Source organism: Staphylococcus sp. FSL W8-1207 (assembly GCF_038003745.1).
In the GTDB taxonomy this organism is placed as follows: domain Bacteria; phylum Bacillota; class Bacilli; order Staphylococcales; family Staphylococcaceae; genus Staphylococcus; species Staphylococcus equorum.
Window position 1 is genome coordinate 333,414 of record NZ_JBBOPU010000001.1, and the last position, 15,613, is coordinate 349,026.

Here is a 15,613-nt window from a genome sequence, read left to right on the forward strand (position 1 = left end):
ATGTATTTTTTGTTATCCAAAAAAATTTGAAGATACTTATGATTACTATTGTAAATTTACTTTAGTCATTATATAATCGATTGGTAGTGATAATCATTTTCAATGGAGGAAAATTTATGAAAAAATTATTGTTTCCGTTAATTGCTTTAGTGCTTATTTTAGCAGCATGTGGTAATAATTCGGACAGTGACTCAAAAGCTGAAACAAAGTCTTATAAATTAGATAGTGGGAAAAAGATAGATATACCAAAAGATCCAAAACGTATAGCAGTAGTTGCTCCTACATATGCTGGTGGAATTAAATATCTTGGTGGAAATATTGTTGCGGTAAATGAACAAGTCGATAGTAGTAGCCTCCTTAAAGATAAATTTAAAGATGTTGAAAAAGTTGGCGAGAATGATGTTGAGAAAGTAGCAAAAACGAAACCAGATCTAATCGTTGTATATTCTACTGACAAAAATATAAAAAAATATAAAAAGATTGCGCCAACAGTCGTATTTGATTACGGCAAACATAAATATTTAGATCAACAAAGGGAATTAGGTAAGTTACTTGGTAAAGAAGATGAAGTAAAAGAATGGGAAGACAAATGGAAAGCACAAACTAAAAAAGATGGTAAAGAAATTAAAGATAAAATTGGTGAAGACGCAACAGTTTCAATTTTTGATGAATTCGAGAAGAAATTATATAGTTATGGACCAAACTGGGGTCGTGGCGGAGAAGTATTGTACCAAGCATTTGGCCTTAAAATGCCTGATAAATTAAATGATTTAGTTGAAAAAGAAGGTTGGGCTGAAGTGAAACAAGAAAAAATAGCAGACTATGCTGGCGATTATATTGTTTCGACAAGTAAAGGGAAATCAACACCAGCTTATGCCAAAACTAATCTATGGAATAACTTACCAGCAGTTCAAAATGACAATGTGCTTGAAGTGCAAGCTGAAACTTATTGGTATAATGACCCATATACTTTAGAATTTATGAGAAAAGATTTAAAAGAGAAATTTTTAAATAACTAATATACCGAGTTAAATTTATAAGTATTACGATTAATACTATGATCAGCTTTAAAAAGCGCAATTCAACGACTTAACACCGTTGAGTTGTGTTTTTTTATTATATGTAAAGTATTGTAAACTTTTTATTTTTAATAGTTAACATTTATGGTATAATTTTTTTCATTAGGAGGATTGACTATGACGACAAAATATTTAGTATACACTGCTTTAATGACAGCAATTATTGGTGTATTAGGATTTGTACCAGCTATTCCATTGCCGATTATGCCAGTACCTATCGTATTACAAAATATTGGTATTTTCTTAGCGGGAATTTTACTTGGACGTAAGTACGGGGCGCTTAGTGTAATTGTATTATTATTACTTGTAGCAACTGGCTTGCCATTATTATCTGGTGGACGTGGTGGTATAGGTGTATTCGCAGGACCCTCTACTGGCTTTTTAATCATGTATCCAGTCATTGCATATCTAATTGGTTTAGTAAGAGATTTGTATTTCAAAAAAATAAACTTTACTGTATTATTAGTTACAACAATTATCTTTGGTGTTATTTTATTAGATATTGTAGGTACAATTGTTATGGGGCTTATGACTAATTTACCTATTTCAAAATCAGTGACTTTATCACTTGTCTTCATGCCTGCGGATTTAGTTAAAGCAATTATTGCAAGTTTGATAGGTAATATTATGCTTAATCATAGTCGTTTTAAACAATTAATAAAATAAATATATAAGGGCAGGTGATTGAATCGTGGTGATTTCGATGAAAGATATATTTCAACAAGGTGATGTTTTTGTGGATGATACACTAAAGACAATTTATCTGACACCTGACGAACCCTTAGTCTACGATGTGAATAAATGGGATTATAAACAAATGCCGTCTATCATATCTTGGGAACAAGATATGAAAAATCAATTAGATATGCATAAAAAGCAAGCATCTCATCATTTAGCATTTACATTTCCTGAGAATACACTTTTAGATCAACAATGGTTAGATAAAATTCAAACATATGATTTTGAACTAGGACTAATGGAACTCTATGCAATTGAGTCCCAGAATATAAAAAAACATAAAAATGATCAAATTAAAGTCATGTTTGTTACTGAACAAACATTAGAAGATTATATTACAATTTATCGTCAATTTGCTGAACCGTTTGGCAAAGCGTATGCAGACGAAAGTATTGAAGTAATACGCAATCAATTCAATAAAGATAGTAAATCTCGTGTAATCGCATATAAAGCAGATGTGCCAGTAGGGATTTTGGATTTAATCATTTCACAATGTACTGTGGAAATTGATGGTTTTGGTGTAGATGAAAGTTATCAGAAACAAGGCATTGGCAGTACGATGCAAACTTTTGTGGCGGAAGTAGCTGATACGAAACCGATTATATTAATAGCTGACGGTGAAGACAGTGCTAAGGAAATGTATATCCGACAAGGTTACATATATATAAGTTACTGTTATCAAATTTTAAAAGAAAATGCTAAACACATTTAAATAATATAATTATTGAGACTGAGACATAAATACTCATGCTCAAAAAAAGGACGCATCCGTATCAAATGGATGCGTCCTTTTTATATTTAAAATCTTATTTCTGTAAAGGTCTAGATTATAAATTAATATTCGGAAGTTTCAACAGGTGTTATGCGTTCCGGATGACTGTAAATGTTGAAATTACCATCTCTAATAAATCCTATGGCAGTAATGTTTAAATCTTGAGCAAGTGTCACTGCTAATGTTGTCGGAGCAGATTTCGATAAGATGACGCCAACACCGATTTTCGCAGCTTTGATTAATATTTCTGATGAAATACGACCGCTAAATATCAACACTTTATTACGTACAGGTATATGTCGTTGTATGCAATAACCATATAATTTGTCTAGTGCATTATGACGACCAATATCTTGACGATGCTCAAAGAAGGTATCGCCATCACTAATCGCAGCATTATGAAGGCCACCAGTTTGTTTGAAAATTTTACTGGCGCTTTGCAAACGGGTCATCATATTGAGTACTTGAGTTGGATTTAACACAATTTTAGACATAGAAGTCTTTGCGACTGCCGCGTCATTTTGAAAATAAAACTCTCGACTTTTACCACAACAAGACGCAATCATGCGCTTTGTTGAATATTCGAAACGTTCACCGAGAGATTTGGTCAATTCAACATGAGCAAACCCTTTGCTATCATCTATTTGGATAGATTTTAAGTCATCATTTTTTAAAATAGCTCCTTCAGATGCTAGGAAACCTAAGACAAGCTCTTCTAAGTGGTTAGGGCTGCAAATTATAGTCGCAAATTCTTTGCCATTTACCATAATTGTTAATGGAAACTCAGTAACGTAATGATCTTTTGTTTCTACTAACTTACCGTTCTCAAACCGTACTATGGGTTGATTGGTCAGTATATCTTCATGCATGAGTACACCCCGTTTCATATTCACTCTTCCATTTTAGCGCATTTTTCAATGTAAAAAAAAGATTCAGTTTATGAATATAACAAAGGATTTTTAATTTACACATTGTAATATTTATAATGATTTTTAAAATGGTCAAGATTGATTAAAAGGATATATACAAGTAAACTTATGGTAAACAATTAAAGAGGTGAATTTCGATATGGCAAGTATACGAGATATTGCACGTGATGCAGAGGTAAGTCCTGGCACTGTTTCACGCGTATTAAATAATGATCCAACATTGTCAGTTTCAAAAGATACGAGAGAAAGGATTCATCGTGTTGCAAACGAACTACAATATCAAAAATCAGCTAGAAAAAATAAAAGCATTCAAATCATTACCTATGCATCTCGAGCTAAAGAAATGTCAGACCCTTATTATAGAGAGATACGCTTAGCAATAGAAGCTGAAGTTAAGCGTTTGAATTTGTCTTTGAAGCGCACAATTAGAATCGATGGAAACGATAAAAATCTAGATTTATATAAAGTCGACAAGGCAGGGGCAATTATCGTAGTAGGTAATTTTTCTACAGAAGCATTGAACACACTACGTGAATATAATGAAAATATAGTTGTCATTAACAATCCTAATACACCGAAATCAATAGATGCTGTCTATTCAGATTTACACTATTCTATGACCAACTTATTGGATGAAATCAAGTCATTAGGAATGACTCAAATTGCGTATATCGGTGGTAGTCATATGATTAGAGATTTAGCCGGTACACCGTTTTCAAATCATACAGATGTTAGATATAAAGCATATAGAGAATGGTGTTCTGAACATCAAATTAACGAAATAACTATGATTAATGGCTGGAAAAAAGAAAATGGTGAAGAAGCTGTAAAAACATTGTTAAATGCGCATCGGTTACCTGAAGTTTTTATAGCAGGGAACGATATGATTGCTATAGGTATATTACAACAAATTCAATATGAAAAAATAGCAATTCCAAAAGATGTTAAATTGATAAGTTTTAATGATTTAGAAGTCATACAATATGCTGTGCCTTCTATAAGTAGTGTGCACATACCAGTAGATGAATTTGGTAGAACTGCAGTGCGAATGGCAGAAGAGCGCATTAATAAAACGAGACACGTTGCCATACACGTCGTAGTAGAAGCACAGCTTAAAGAGCGGAATACTTTTAAAACAAAAAGACAATCTTAATTGACAAAACATTTAGTAAACAAGTAAACTTTAATTGTGTTTACTAGAAGGATATCATTATAGAAGAAATGATTTATATAGGAGGAGTGGGTTATTATGTTACAAGCCATGCATGATAAGTTTGAAACTTTGTTTGGCGTTAAGGCTGAAGTCAGTGCTTTTGCTCCGGGACGCATTAATTTAATAGGCGAACATACGGATTACAACGGTGGGTATGTTTTTCCAGCTGCGATTGAGTTGGGTACATATGGCCTAGCTACAAAGCGAGATGATAAACTTATTCAACTTTATTCAAATAATTTTGAAGAGGTTGGTATGATTACATTTACGTTAGATGAATTAGAATTCGAAACGGCACATGATTGGGCAAATTATCCTAAAGGTGTAGTTAAATATTTAAGTGAACAATTCTCTGACATAGATCATGGTTTCAATATTTTAGTTGAAGGAAATATTCCAAATGGGGCAAGTTTGTCATCGTCAGCGTCTATTGAATTATTAACTGGCTGGCTCATTAAGCAGTTGTTTACTTTAGATTTAGAACGCTTAGCACTTATAAAAATTGGACAGCGTGTTGAAAATAAATTTATTGGTGTCAATTCAGGTATTATGGATCAATTTATTATTGGTATGGGTAAAGCTGAACAAGCAATATTACTAGATACTGCAACTTTAGAATTTGATTATGTACCTGCGAAATTTGGAGATTATGTCATATCAATTATGAATACGAACAAGCGACGTTCTCTTACAGAAAGTAAATATAATGAACGTAGAGCACAATGTGAGTCGGCATTAGCTTCGTTGCAACAAGCACTTGATATTGCATCATTAGGGGAGCTGTCATTAGAACAATTTGAACAGCATCAAGATCTTATTGAGGATGAAGTGAAGCGTCGTCGTGCAAGACACGCAGTTTCGGAGAATGAACGCACGAAAAAAGCACATCGAGCGTTAGCAGAAAATAACTTTAATCAATTTGGAAAGTTATTAAATGAATCTCACACATCATTAAAAGAAGATTATGAAGTTACAGGGATAGAATTAGATACATTAGCAGAAACAGCTCAGCAAGTTGATGGCGTGTTGGGAGCTAGAATGACTGGTGCTGGCTTCGCAGGTTGCGCAATTGCTTTAGTGCATAAAGATAGTGTAAAACAATTGGAAAATGAAGTTTCTAAACAATATATAGAGCGCATAGGTTACGCTCCGTCATTTTATCATGTGGGTATAAGTGATGGCGTTAAATCATTATAAGTTATTAATCAATGGATAGAGAAAGGATTTTGTATATGTCTGTTTTAGTTTTAGGTGGCGCTGGTTATATAGGAAGTCATGCGGTAGATCAGTTAATTGCAAGAGGATACAACGTTATTGTAGTAGATAATCTAGGTACAGGACATAGAGCAGCTGTGCATAAAGAAGCTACGTTTTATGAAGGAGACATTCGAGACAAAGCATTTTTAGATGATGTCTTTAATAACGAAAGCATCGAAGGTGTATTCCATTTTTGTGCTTATTCATTAGTTGGTGAATCTGTTGAAAAACCGTTAGCCTATTTCAATAATAATGTGCACGGATTACAAGTGTTATTAGAAGTCATGTATGACCATCAGGTAGAACATATTATTTTTTCTTCGACAGCTGCAGTTTATGGTGAGCCAGATTCAGTACCTATTACTGAGGAAGATTCTAAAACACCTACAAGTCCATATGGTGAAAGTAAATTGATGATGGAGAAAATGATGCACTGGAGTCATGAAGCATACGGGGTTAATTATGCAGCACTGCGTTATTTTAATGTTGCAGGTGCTAAAGAAAATGGCGCTATTGGTGAAGACCACCGTCCAGAGACACATCTTATACCAATTGTATTAGAAGTCGCACTTGGACAAAGAGAACACTTAACAATATTCGGTGATAATTATGATACAGAAGATGGGTCATGTATTCGTGATTATCTTCACGTCGTTGATTTAATAGATGCGCATATTTTGGCGTATCAACATTTACAAAACGGCGGAGCATCTGGTGCATTTAATTTAGGAAGCAGTCAAGGTTATTCGGTATTTGAAATTCTAGAAGCTGCAAGAACAGTAACAAATGAACCTATTGAAGCAGTAGTAGGAGAAAGAAGAGCAGGTGATCCAAGTAAATTAATCGCATCAAGTGATAAGGCGCAACAAGTGCTTGGCTGGAAACCACAGCACGATAACATTAACGATATTATTAATTCAGCGTGGCAATGGCATCATCAACATCCAAATGGATATCAAGAAAATGTGGAGGGTTAATGCATGTTATTAAATCAACAATTAGTACAACAATTTGTATCACAAGCAATTTCGTATGGTGATTATGAAGAAGAAGATAGCATTTATATTCAAAACCAGCTATTGCGTAATTTAAATGCAAAAGGTATTGATGATTCAGCAGTGTCTGAATTAAATAAAGATGCGACAGCAAATGAAATTACACAATATTGGATTCGCCAAGCTGTTAGTGAAAATTGTATTGAAGATGCATTATATAGTAAAGAAATTGTTGAAGCTCAAATTCTAGACTTAATTACACCACGCCCATCGGTAATTGACCGCAAGTTTAACGAAGCATATAAAGAGTCACCAGAAGCGGCTACAGATTATTTTTATGACATAGCTAAACGTAATCACTATGTCAAAGAAGATGCAATTGCGAATAATATTAATTATGATGTTGCTACTGAATACGGAGATATTGAAGTCACGATTAATCTATCAAAACCTGAAAAAGATGCAAAACAAATTGCAAAAGCGAAAGAAGCACCAGCTACCGCTTATCCGAAATGTGCATTATGCATAGAAAATGAAGGATTCAAAGGCTCAGTGCTACAAGCTGCAAGAACAAATCACCGCGTCATTCGCTTAAATTTAAATGGTGAAAAGTGGGGCTTCCAATTTTCGCCATATGCCTATTTTGCTGAACATAGTATTGTGTTATCTAAACAACATGTCCCTATGGAAATCAATAAAAATACTTTCATTAATTTGTTAGATTTTATAGATCAATTTCCTCATTATTTTATTGGGTCTAACGCGGATATACCTCTTGTGGGTGGATCAATTTTATCGCACAATCATTATCAAACTGGAAGACATGTATTTCCGATGGATAACGCTGCTGAAATAAATCAATTTACTATTGCTAATTATCCATCAGTTCAAGCTAGCACTTTAAATTGGCCAATGAGTGTTATTCGTTTGAAAGGCGACAATAGAGAGCAACTGATTGAAGCAGCTACTTATGTCATGACACAATGGAATCAATATTCGGATGATAGTGTGGATATTAAAGCATTTAGCATTAATGGTGAACGTCATCATACGATTACACCAATCGCAAGATATAGGGAACAACAATATGAATTAGACATTGTCTTAAGAGACAATCAAACTTCAGAACAATTCCCTGATGGCATCTTCCATCCACATAAAGACGTGCAACATATTAAGAAAGAAAATATAGGTCTAATTGAAGTAATGGGAACTGCTATATTACCAGGGCGACTAAAACAAGAATTACAACAAGTTAAAGATTATTTATTAGATAAAACTCAAATAGATTTAGGAATACATCAACAATGGGCTGAAGAAATGAAACAATCATATGATATTAATGTAAATAATGTCGATGAAGTTGTAGATAAAGAAGTAGGATTTAAATTCAAACGTGTATTAGAAGATGCTGGCGTATTTAAGAATACAGAACAAGGTCATCACGCGTTTAAACGCTTTATTGAACAACTATAAAACAGTGCATCACAATTATAAAAAATATACGCTTACAAAAGGCCTAAGTACTATCATTTAGGTCTTTTGTTTTTTTATGAATAAGAATATAATTATAAGTGATAGGAGTTGTTTTATATGAAAATAAAATATTTAATCGTAATGTTTATGACGCTATGTCTAGTATTAGCAGGGTGTTCAAATGGAAACAGTAAGAGCAAAAACGATAGCAATTCTGATGGAAATGAAAAAAAACAAGAACTACATATTTCAGCAGCAGCAAGTCTGACTGACGCAACTAAAGAATTGAAACGAGCATTTGAAGCAGATCATAAAGATGCAAATGTTACATTTAATTATGGTGGGTCTGGTTCATTAAGACAACAGATTGAAAAAGGTGCACCTGTAGATGTATTTATGTCAGCAAACAAGAAAGACGTTGATGCATTACAAGATAAAGATAAAGCACAAAATACATATGAATACGCTAAAAATAAACTCGTACTTATTGGTGCCAAGGACAGTAATTATAAATCGGTTGAATCTCTACAAGAAGGCGATAAATTAGCCATTGGTGAGGTTAATTCTGTGCCAGCGGGGAAATACGCTCAGCAATATTTAAAAGATAACGGTTTATACGAACAAGTGAAACCTAATTTAGTATTTGCTAAAGATGTGCGACAAGTACTAAACTATGTTGAAAAAGGTAATGCGCAATTAGGGTATGTGTATAAAACTGACTTATATCAAAGCCAGCAAAATGGCGAGAGTCATGTTAAAGAAATCGATGCAGCTGATTTAAAGCAACCCATTGTTTATAAAGCAGCGACAACATCAGATAAGCAGTTAGCTAAAGCATGGATTGACTTTCTTAAGACAGATCAAGCTAAAGAAATATTAGAAAAATATCAATTTGAAGCATAGGAGGTTTTAGCAATGGTAGATGTTACACCATTTTGGATATCACTCAAAGTAGCTGTTATTAGTACAATCATCGTTACTTTTATTGGTATCGTTGTTTCAAGATGGTTGTATAAACGACATGGTTTTATTGCTAGAATCTTAGAAAGTATAATTATTTTACCTATTGTATTACCACCAACTGTTATGGGATTTATTTTATTAATTGTCTTTTCACCTAGAAGTTTTGTTGGTGCATTTTTTACAGATGTATTAAATTTACCAGTAGTTTTTACGCTGACTGGAGCAGTTATTGCATCTGTGATTGTGAGTTTTCCATTGATGTATCAACATACTGTTCAAGGGTTTCGGAGTATAGATAATAAAATGCTCAATACTGCACGAACGATGGGTGCAAGTGAAAACAAGATATTTTTCAAATTAATTTTACCATTGTCCAAGCGTCCGATATTATCAGGAATTATGATGAGCTTTGCCCGAGCAATAGGGGAATTTGGTGCGACACTGATGGTTGCTGGTTACATACCTAATAAAACGAATACGTTACCTTTAGAAATATACTTTTTAGTAGAACAAGGTAAAGAAAATCAAGCGTGGTTGTGGGTGATTGTCCTTGTCGCATTTGCGATTACAGTAATTGGCACAATCAATGTGTTGAATAAAGACCGTTATCGGGAGGTAGATTAATTGTTGAAATTACATTTAGAGCATGCGCTCAAAAACACGCAATTGCATATGAACATACAAGATATTGAACCTAAAATTTATGCAGTTAAAGGTCCTTCCGGTATTGGTAAAACAACAATTTTAAATATTATAGCAGGATTGAAAAGTGCAAATAAGGCATATATAGAAGTTAATGAACGTATTTTAACTGATACGCCTAACAATATAGATATGAAAATTCAACAGCGTAATATTGGCTACTTATTTCAAGATTATCAATTGTTTCCTAATATGGATGTGTATCAGAATATAATTTTTATGGCGCAACCTTCTGAACATATAGAGACTTTGATGCATCAATTAAACATTGCGCATTTAAAGCCACAGTTTCCAATGAGACTGTCGGGTGGAGAATCCCAGCGTGTGGCATTAGCAAGAACATTAAGTACTAGACCAGATCTCATATTATTGGACGAACCATTTTCAAGCTTGGATGATACGACTAAAGATGAAAGTATTCAGTTAGTAAAGCGCATATTTGAAGAGTGGCAAATACCAATTATTTTTGTAACACATTCTAATTATGAAGCAGAGGCACTGGCTCATGAAGTGATTAATATTGAATGAGTGATTGCCGATAAGATGCCACAATCACAAGATATATTCTAGGTGATTAGGTACTTGTGAAATTATAAGATATTAAAAATAAGACCCATCCATTATTAGTATTTATGGATGGGTCTTATTGTGTTGACGTGTCGATTATAATTTATTTTCCGGAATTGGAAAATAGTCAAATATTTCTCCTGAATTGAGCGCATCTGTTAGAGTAGATAGCCAAGCATAATAGAGTTTAGAATGTTCTATTTGCTCTAAAATTTCTTGTGCTTCTTCTATGATTTCAGGTGTAGCAGTTTCAGAATGAATAATGGGATTCAATAAAGATTCAGCTTTGTATATTGCTTCTGAATTCAATTTGATTTCACGTTTCCATTTTTGTGAAAAGAAGTTTCCAAAAAACGTAAAAAAGTCTTTTTCAGCAGTAAAGTGTTGTTTTCTACTTCCTCGAACAAACTCTTGTTTTACGCCATCAAATTCTTGCAGTCTTTTAACACCTGCACTCATGCTGGGCTTACTCATTTGTAATTCATAACGCATTTCATCTAGTGTCATATTACTTTGTTCAAAAACCATCGTGCCATATAGATTACCTACACTACGATTGACTCCATAAAGATCCATCGTTTCTCCAATTGAATTGATGACGATATCTTTTGCTTGCTCCAATAGTTGTTCATAGTCTTTTGAACGTGCCATTGATTCACCTCCATGTAATAGTTAACTTATTGTAACACGAACATATAATTAAAGGATATGCTTTATAAGTAACGTGCGGCATGATTTAGAGCATATTAAGTGTATTAATAAAACCATTAACATTTCTAGTTATACCAATCATTGTTAGTGCTCAGAATCAAAAAAATACATAGGGAATTCACTACTTTTTGTAATATTAATGGCAAACCGTTGTTACTCTCGCATGCAAGATTTATAATGGATACAATGATGTATAGAGAGGGTTATTGTAGTGACAAAAGACCGCTATTCAAGACAAACGTTATTTAAACATATAGGTCCTAAAGGACAAGATAAAATCATGCAATCACACGTGCTCATTGTAGGCGTGGGGGCACTTGGTACGCATCTTGCTGAAAGTTTAGTTAGAGCAGGGGTTGGTACATTAACTATTGTAGACAGAGATTATATCGAATATAGTAATCTTCAAAGACAAACGTTATTTAGTGAATCGGATGCGTTGGAAGGTTTGCCAAAAGTTGTTGCTGCTAAACAAAAATTATTGGATATTAGACAAGATTTGAAGATTCATAGTTATATTGCACATGTAAATCGTCAGTTTTTAGATGACAATGCTGGTTCAGCTCAACTTATATTAGATGCAACAGATAACTTTGAAACGAGACAGTTAATTAATGATTTTGCTTTTCGAAAAGGCATACCGTGGATTTATGGTGGGGTAGTCCAAAGTACTTATGTAGAAGCTGCTTTTATTCCAGGACACACGCCATGTTTTAATTGCTTAGTGCCACAGTTACCAGCTATAAATATGACATGTGATACGGTAGGTGTAATTCAACCTGCAGTGACGATGACTACAAGTTTGCAGATGAGGGATGCGCTAAAAATTTTAACAGAACAACACGTTTCGACTAAAGTAACTTATGGAGATTTATGGGAAGGCACACACTTTACATTTGGATTTAGTAAACTACAACGGAGCGATTGCAAGACTTGTGGTTGCGCACCTACTTATCCACATTTAAATGAAACGAAACGACAGTTTGCTAGTTTGTGTGGTAGGGATACAGTGCAATACGAAAACCCTAATATTTCCCAGGAAATATTAGAAACATTTTTAACTCAGCAAAATATTGCCTATCGACGTAATCCTTATATGATTCACTTTGAATATAATGGCTATCGCATTGTTAGCTTTAAAGGTGGCAGATTACTGATACATGGTATGACGAATCCTCAACAAGCGATTACTTTAATAAACCAACTATTTGGCTAAAGGAGTGTAAAAATGCATACAAATGTTAAGTTAAATCAAGATATAAAATGTGCAGTATTGACAGTTTCTGATACAAGAGATTATAAGACAGACAAGGGTGGTAAATTAGTAATAGAGCTGTTATCGGAATTAAATGTTTCAATCGATAAGTCACATTATAAAATAGTAAAAGATGAACAAGAAGCGATTCAAATGCAAGTTGAGCAATGGTTAAGTGAAGACATCGATGTGATTGTTACTACAGGTGGCACTGGTATTGCACAAAGAGATGTAACTATAGAAGCAGTATCTTCATTTTTCACTAAAGAAATTGAAGGATTTGGAGAGCTGTTTAGATATCTTAGTTATGCTGAGGATGTTGGTACGAGAGCATTATTGTCTCGAGCAATCGCGGGGACAGTAAATGAAAAGTTAATCTTTAGTATTCCAGGATCTACTGGAGCTGTTAAATTAGCATTGGAGAAGTTAATAAAACCAGAATTAAATCATTTGGTTAAAGAAATAACTAAATAAAGAGGGTGAGAAGAATCAAAATACGAAATTTGATATCTTTCCCGCCCTCTCATAAGGTTTACTAGAAAAAAGAATACAAGAGCTTCACACTCGTGTATTTATATATGAGATAGGCTACTGCCAAAATAATTATTGAGGCTGAGACACGTATTTATGTCTTAGAGATTTTATTCGAGTTGAGCGTAAATATTAACTATGCTTTTCGTTCAAAATCACCAGATTTACCACCTGATTTAGATAGTAAATAAGTTTCGCCAATAACCATACCTTTGTCTAAAGCTTTTGTCATATCATATACAGTAAGTGCTACAGCAGTTGCAGCAGTTAATGCTTCCATTTCGACACCTGTTTTTCCAGTAGTAGACACAGTTGCTTGGATATTCAAAGTGAAAGATTGCGTATTCTTCTGCCACTGAAATTCAACATCAATACCTGTTAGTGGTAAAGGATGACACATTGGAATAATATCAGCAGTGTTTTTAGCTGCCATAATACCTGCAATTTGTGCAGTATTAAGAACATTTCCTTTTTTATTTGTATGATCAACAATTTGTTGATGGATTTCTGGGTTTACGGTAATGCTTGAATGTGCGATTGCAGTACGTTTCGTAATATTTTTTTCAGAAACATCTACCATTTTAGCATTGCCCTGTTCATTAATATGTGTAAATTCAGACAAACATATCCCTCCTAATCGTTTTCTAGTATATCACGAAATTAATTAATATAAGGAGTAGATTTAGATGCCAGTTGAGAAAAGAAATCCAATTCCAGTAGGTGAAGCCATTGAACGCGTTGTGAGTCAAAATATTTATATGGATGAGGCTACAGTGCCCCTAGATGCTAGTTTAAACCATATATTGGCTGAAGATATTATTGCTACATACGAAATTCCACGTTTTAACAAATCACCCTATGATGGTTTTGCCATTAGAAGTAAAGATACAACAAATGCAAGTGGTGCGCACCGTCTAACTTTCAATGTAATTGACCATATTGGTGCCGGTGCTGTTTCAGATAAAAAAGTTGGTGCGTTTGAAGCAGTTCGAATTATGACAGGTGCCGCGATGCCTGAAGGTGCAGATGCAGTCGTCATGTTAGAACAAACTGTAGAACAAGGACAAAGTTTCACATTACGTAAAGCATTTAAACCAAATGAGAACGTCTCTTTAAAAGGTGAAGAAACTCAAATAGGTGACGTTATTTTACAAAAAGGACAACAAATTAATCCTGGTGCCATTGCAGTATTAGCTACATATGGCTATGCACAAGTTCCTGTTTTTAAAAAACCAAGCGTAGCCGTAATTGCTACAGGAAGTGAGTTATTAGATGTGAGTGATGATTTAGAACCTGGGAAAATAAGGAATTCTAATGGGCCAATGATTACTGCATTGGCTAGTAAATTAGACTTACAAGTAAAACGTTATCAAATACAACAAGATGATTTAGAAAGTAGTATTCAAGTGGTTACAGAAGCGATGCAACAGCATGATATCGTCATTACTACTGGCGGTGTATCAGTTGGGGATTTTGATTATTTACCACAAATACACGAAGCATTAAATGCTGAAGTCCTTTTTAATAAAATTGCTATGCGTCCAGGAAGTGTGACGACAGTAGCAGTAGCAGAAGGTAAGTATCTATTTGGTTTATCTGGAAATCCATCAGCATGCTTTACAGGCTTTGAGTTATACGTTAAGCCAGCAGTTCAACATATGATGCATGCAAATGCACTTTATCCTCAAGTCGTGCAAGCTACATTGATGGAAGATTTTACAAAAGCAAACCCATTTACGAGATTTATTCGTGCTACGGTCACTTTTAACGGCAAAGAAATGACAGCAGTTCCTTCAGGATTTAACAAATCAGGTGCAGTTGTAGCGATTGCACATAGTAATGCCATGATTATGTTACCAGGTGGAACAAGAGGATATAAAAAAGGTTATACGGTAAATGTAATATTAACTGAATCACAAGCTTATGAAACGGAATGCTTTATATGATTTTACAAATTGTTGGATTGAAAAGCTCTGGGAAAACCACATTAATGGAACATACAATTCAGGTATTAAAAGAACATCACCACACAGTAGCAACGGTGAAACATCATGGACATCATAACTCTGAGGACCACCCTGATATCACATTACAAAATAATCATGTTGACCATATGAAACACTTTTATGCAGGTGCAGATCAAAGTATTGTTCAAGGTAATGCTTACCAACAAAGTGTCACCAGAACACAAAACAAAACGCTTGATGAAATCATAGAAGAATCTGTTACAATAGACAGTAACGTAATATTGGTAGAGGGTTTTAAAGAAGCAAGTTACGATAAAGTGTTAGTTTATCGTGATGAAAACGACCGAAATGCACTAAATCATTTAACACATATTAAGTATGCCATTAATATATCAAAACCAGAGGCTTTACGTCAGTATGACCAATGGTTATTATCTTTTTTAATATCAAAGGAATGA

At 34.0% G+C, this 15,613-nt stretch carries 17 protein-coding genes; 14 read left to right on the top strand and 3 right to left on the bottom strand.

Going from position 1 to position 15,613, the window contains the following annotated elements:
• The first annotated feature begins 116 nt into the window (after positions 1–116).
• From NSR03_RS01535 to NSR03_RS01545, 3 genes are all read left to right on the top strand, one after another.
• Positions 117–1,019 (top strand): ABC transporter substrate-binding protein, encoded by a 903-nt coding sequence (locus tag NSR03_RS01535; protein ID WP_002506928.1) that lies wholly within the window; start codon positions 117–119, stop codon positions 1,017–1,019.
• A 177-nt stretch (positions 1,020–1,196) separates the two neighbouring features.
• Entirely contained in the window at positions 1,197–1,745 is a 549-nt protein-coding gene (locus NSR03_RS01540; protein ID WP_002506929.1) for a biotin transporter BioY, read from the top strand.
• 37 nt (positions 1,746–1,782) lie between these two features.
• Positions 1,783–2,529, top strand: coding sequence for a GNAT family N-acetyltransferase (locus NSR03_RS01545; protein ID WP_031265836.1), 747 nt, complete (start codon positions 1,783–1,785; stop codon positions 2,527–2,529).
• Between the two features lie 122 nt (positions 2,530–2,651).
• Here NSR03_RS01545 and fdhD read toward each other — a convergent pair whose 3' ends face one another.
• Positions 2,652–3,458, bottom strand: a complete 807-nt coding sequence (fdhD, locus tag NSR03_RS01550; RefSeq protein ID WP_069813227.1) for a formate dehydrogenase accessory sulfurtransferase FdhD — start codon at positions 3,456–3,458, stop codon at positions 2,652–2,654.
• A gap of 199 nt (positions 3,459–3,657) precedes the next feature.
• Here fdhD and NSR03_RS01555 point away from each other — a divergent pair, with 199 nt between their 5' ends.
• From NSR03_RS01555 to NSR03_RS01585, 7 genes are all read left to right on the top strand, one after another.
• Positions 3,658–4,671 carry a LacI family DNA-binding transcriptional regulator gene (locus tag NSR03_RS01555; RefSeq protein ID WP_021338422.1) on the top strand — a complete coding sequence of 338 codons (1,014 nt, stop codon included), beginning with the start codon at positions 3,658–3,660 and terminating at the stop codon, positions 4,669–4,671.
• A 96-nt stretch (positions 4,672–4,767) separates the two neighbouring features.
• A complete protein-coding gene (locus NSR03_RS01560) occupies positions 4,768–5,928 on the top strand; it encodes a galactokinase (protein WP_069801818.1) in 1,161 nt (386 codons plus the stop codon).
• 35 nt (positions 5,929–5,963) lie between these two features.
• A complete protein-coding gene (galE, locus tag NSR03_RS01565) occupies positions 5,964–6,965 on the top strand; it encodes a UDP-glucose 4-epimerase GalE (protein WP_021338420.1) in 1,002 nt (333 codons plus the stop codon).
• Between the two features lie 3 nt (positions 6,966–6,968).
• On the top strand, positions 6,969–8,459 hold the full coding sequence (galT, locus tag NSR03_RS01570) for a UDP-glucose--hexose-1-phosphate uridylyltransferase (protein ID WP_021338419.1): 1,491 nt from the start codon (positions 6,969–6,971) through the stop codon (positions 8,457–8,459).
• A gap of 117 nt (positions 8,460–8,576) precedes the next feature.
• Positions 8,577–9,362, top strand: a complete 786-nt coding sequence (modA, locus tag NSR03_RS01575) for a molybdate ABC transporter substrate-binding protein (protein ID WP_021338418.1) — start codon at positions 8,577–8,579, stop codon at positions 9,360–9,362.
• Positions 9,363–9,374: 12 nt separating this feature from the next.
• A complete protein-coding gene (gene modB, locus NSR03_RS01580) occupies positions 9,375–10,046 on the top strand; it encodes a molybdate ABC transporter permease subunit (protein ID WP_021338417.1) in 672 nt (223 codons plus the stop codon).
• A gap of 48 nt (positions 10,047–10,094) precedes the next feature.
• Complete coding sequence (locus tag NSR03_RS01585; RefSeq protein ID WP_394802334.1) at positions 10,095–10,652, top strand: ATP-binding cassette domain-containing protein; 558 nt, start codon at positions 10,095–10,097, stop codon at positions 10,650–10,652.
• A 135-nt stretch (positions 10,653–10,787) separates the two neighbouring features.
• Here NSR03_RS01585 and cudC read toward each other — a convergent pair whose 3' ends face one another.
• Positions 10,788–11,342 carry a choline uptake/conversion transcriptional regulator CudC gene (gene cudC, locus NSR03_RS01590; protein ID WP_021338415.1) on the bottom strand — a complete coding sequence of 185 codons (555 nt, stop codon included), beginning with the start codon at positions 11,340–11,342 and terminating at the stop codon, positions 10,788–10,790.
• A 271-nt stretch (positions 11,343–11,613) separates the two neighbouring features.
• Here cudC and NSR03_RS01595 point away from each other — a divergent pair, with 271 nt between their 5' ends.
• Together NSR03_RS01595 and NSR03_RS01600 are read left to right on the top strand one after the other, a co-directional pair.
• Positions 11,614–12,618, top strand: a complete 1,005-nt coding sequence (locus NSR03_RS01595; protein ID WP_021338414.1) for a ThiF family adenylyltransferase — start codon at positions 11,614–11,616, stop codon at positions 12,616–12,618.
• Positions 12,619–12,630: 12 nt separating this feature from the next.
• On the top strand, positions 12,631–13,131 hold the full coding sequence (locus tag NSR03_RS01600; protein ID WP_021338413.1) for a MogA/MoaB family molybdenum cofactor biosynthesis protein: 501 nt from the start codon (positions 12,631–12,633) through the stop codon (positions 13,129–13,131).
• 193 nt (positions 13,132–13,324) lie between these two features.
• Here the strand turns inward: NSR03_RS01600 and moaC are convergent, their stop codons facing one another.
• Positions 13,325–13,810, bottom strand: a complete 486-nt coding sequence (moaC, locus tag NSR03_RS01605) for a cyclic pyranopterin monophosphate synthase MoaC (RefSeq protein ID WP_002506942.1) — start codon at positions 13,808–13,810, stop codon at positions 13,325–13,327.
• A 64-nt stretch (positions 13,811–13,874) separates the two neighbouring features.
• On the opposite strand from moaC, the gene NSR03_RS01610 reads away from it, so the two are divergent.
• On the top strand, positions 13,875–15,134 hold the full coding sequence (locus tag NSR03_RS01610) for a molybdopterin molybdotransferase MoeA (RefSeq protein WP_069813223.1): 1,260 nt from the start codon (positions 13,875–13,877) through the stop codon (positions 15,132–15,134).
• A complete protein-coding gene (gene mobB / locus NSR03_RS01615; protein WP_002506944.1) occupies positions 15,131–15,613 on the top strand; it encodes a molybdopterin-guanine dinucleotide biosynthesis protein B in 483 nt (160 codons plus the stop codon). Before NSR03_RS01610 ends, mobB begins: the two co-directional genes overlap by 4 nt.

Excerpts from the sequence above, each read along its gene's own strand:
- mobB (WP_002506944.1), top strand. The coding sequence starts at position 15,131 with ATGATTTTACAAATTGTTGGATTGAAAAGCTCTGGGAAAACCACATTA.
- modB (WP_021338417.1), top strand. The coding sequence starts at position 9,375 with ATGGTAGATGTTACACCATTTTGGATATCACTCAAAGTAGCTGTTATT.
- NSR03_RS01535 (WP_002506928.1), top strand. The coding sequence starts at position 117 with ATGAAAAAATTATTGTTTCCGTTAATTGCTTTAGTGCTTATTTTAGCA.
- NSR03_RS01600 (WP_021338413.1), top strand. The coding sequence starts at position 12,631 with ATGCATACAAATGTTAAGTTAAATCAAGATATAAAATGTGCAGTATTG.
- galE (WP_021338420.1), top strand. The coding sequence starts at position 5,964 with ATGTCTGTTTTAGTTTTAGGTGGCGCTGGTTATATAGGAAGTCATGCG.
- NSR03_RS01555 (WP_021338422.1), top strand. The coding sequence starts at position 3,658 with ATGGCAAGTATACGAGATATTGCACGTGATGCAGAGGTAAGTCCTGGC.
- fdhD (WP_069813227.1), bottom strand. The coding sequence starts at position 3,458 with ATGCATGAAGATATACTGACCAATCAACCCATAGTACGGTTTGAGAAC.
- galT (WP_021338419.1), top strand. The coding sequence starts at position 6,969 with ATGTTATTAAATCAACAATTAGTACAACAATTTGTATCACAAGCAATT.
- NSR03_RS01610 (WP_069813223.1), top strand. The coding sequence starts at position 13,875 with ATGCCAGTTGAGAAAAGAAATCCAATTCCAGTAGGTGAAGCCATTGAA.
- modA (WP_021338418.1), top strand. The coding sequence starts at position 8,577 with ATGAAAATAAAATATTTAATCGTAATGTTTATGACGCTATGTCTAGTA.
- NSR03_RS01545 (WP_031265836.1), top strand. The coding sequence starts at position 1,783 with ATGAAAGATATATTTCAACAAGGTGATGTTTTTGTGGATGATACACTA.
- cudC (WP_021338415.1), bottom strand. The coding sequence starts at position 11,342 with ATGGCACGTTCAAAAGACTATGAACAACTATTGGAGCAAGCAAAAGAT.
- NSR03_RS01560 (WP_069801818.1), top strand. The coding sequence starts at position 4,768 with ATGTTACAAGCCATGCATGATAAGTTTGAAACTTTGTTTGGCGTTAAG.
- NSR03_RS01540 (WP_002506929.1), top strand. The coding sequence starts at position 1,197 with ATGACGACAAAATATTTAGTATACACTGCTTTAATGACAGCAATTATT.
- NSR03_RS01585 (WP_394802334.1), top strand. The coding sequence starts at position 10,095 with ATGAACATACAAGATATTGAACCTAAAATTTATGCAGTTAAAGGTCCT.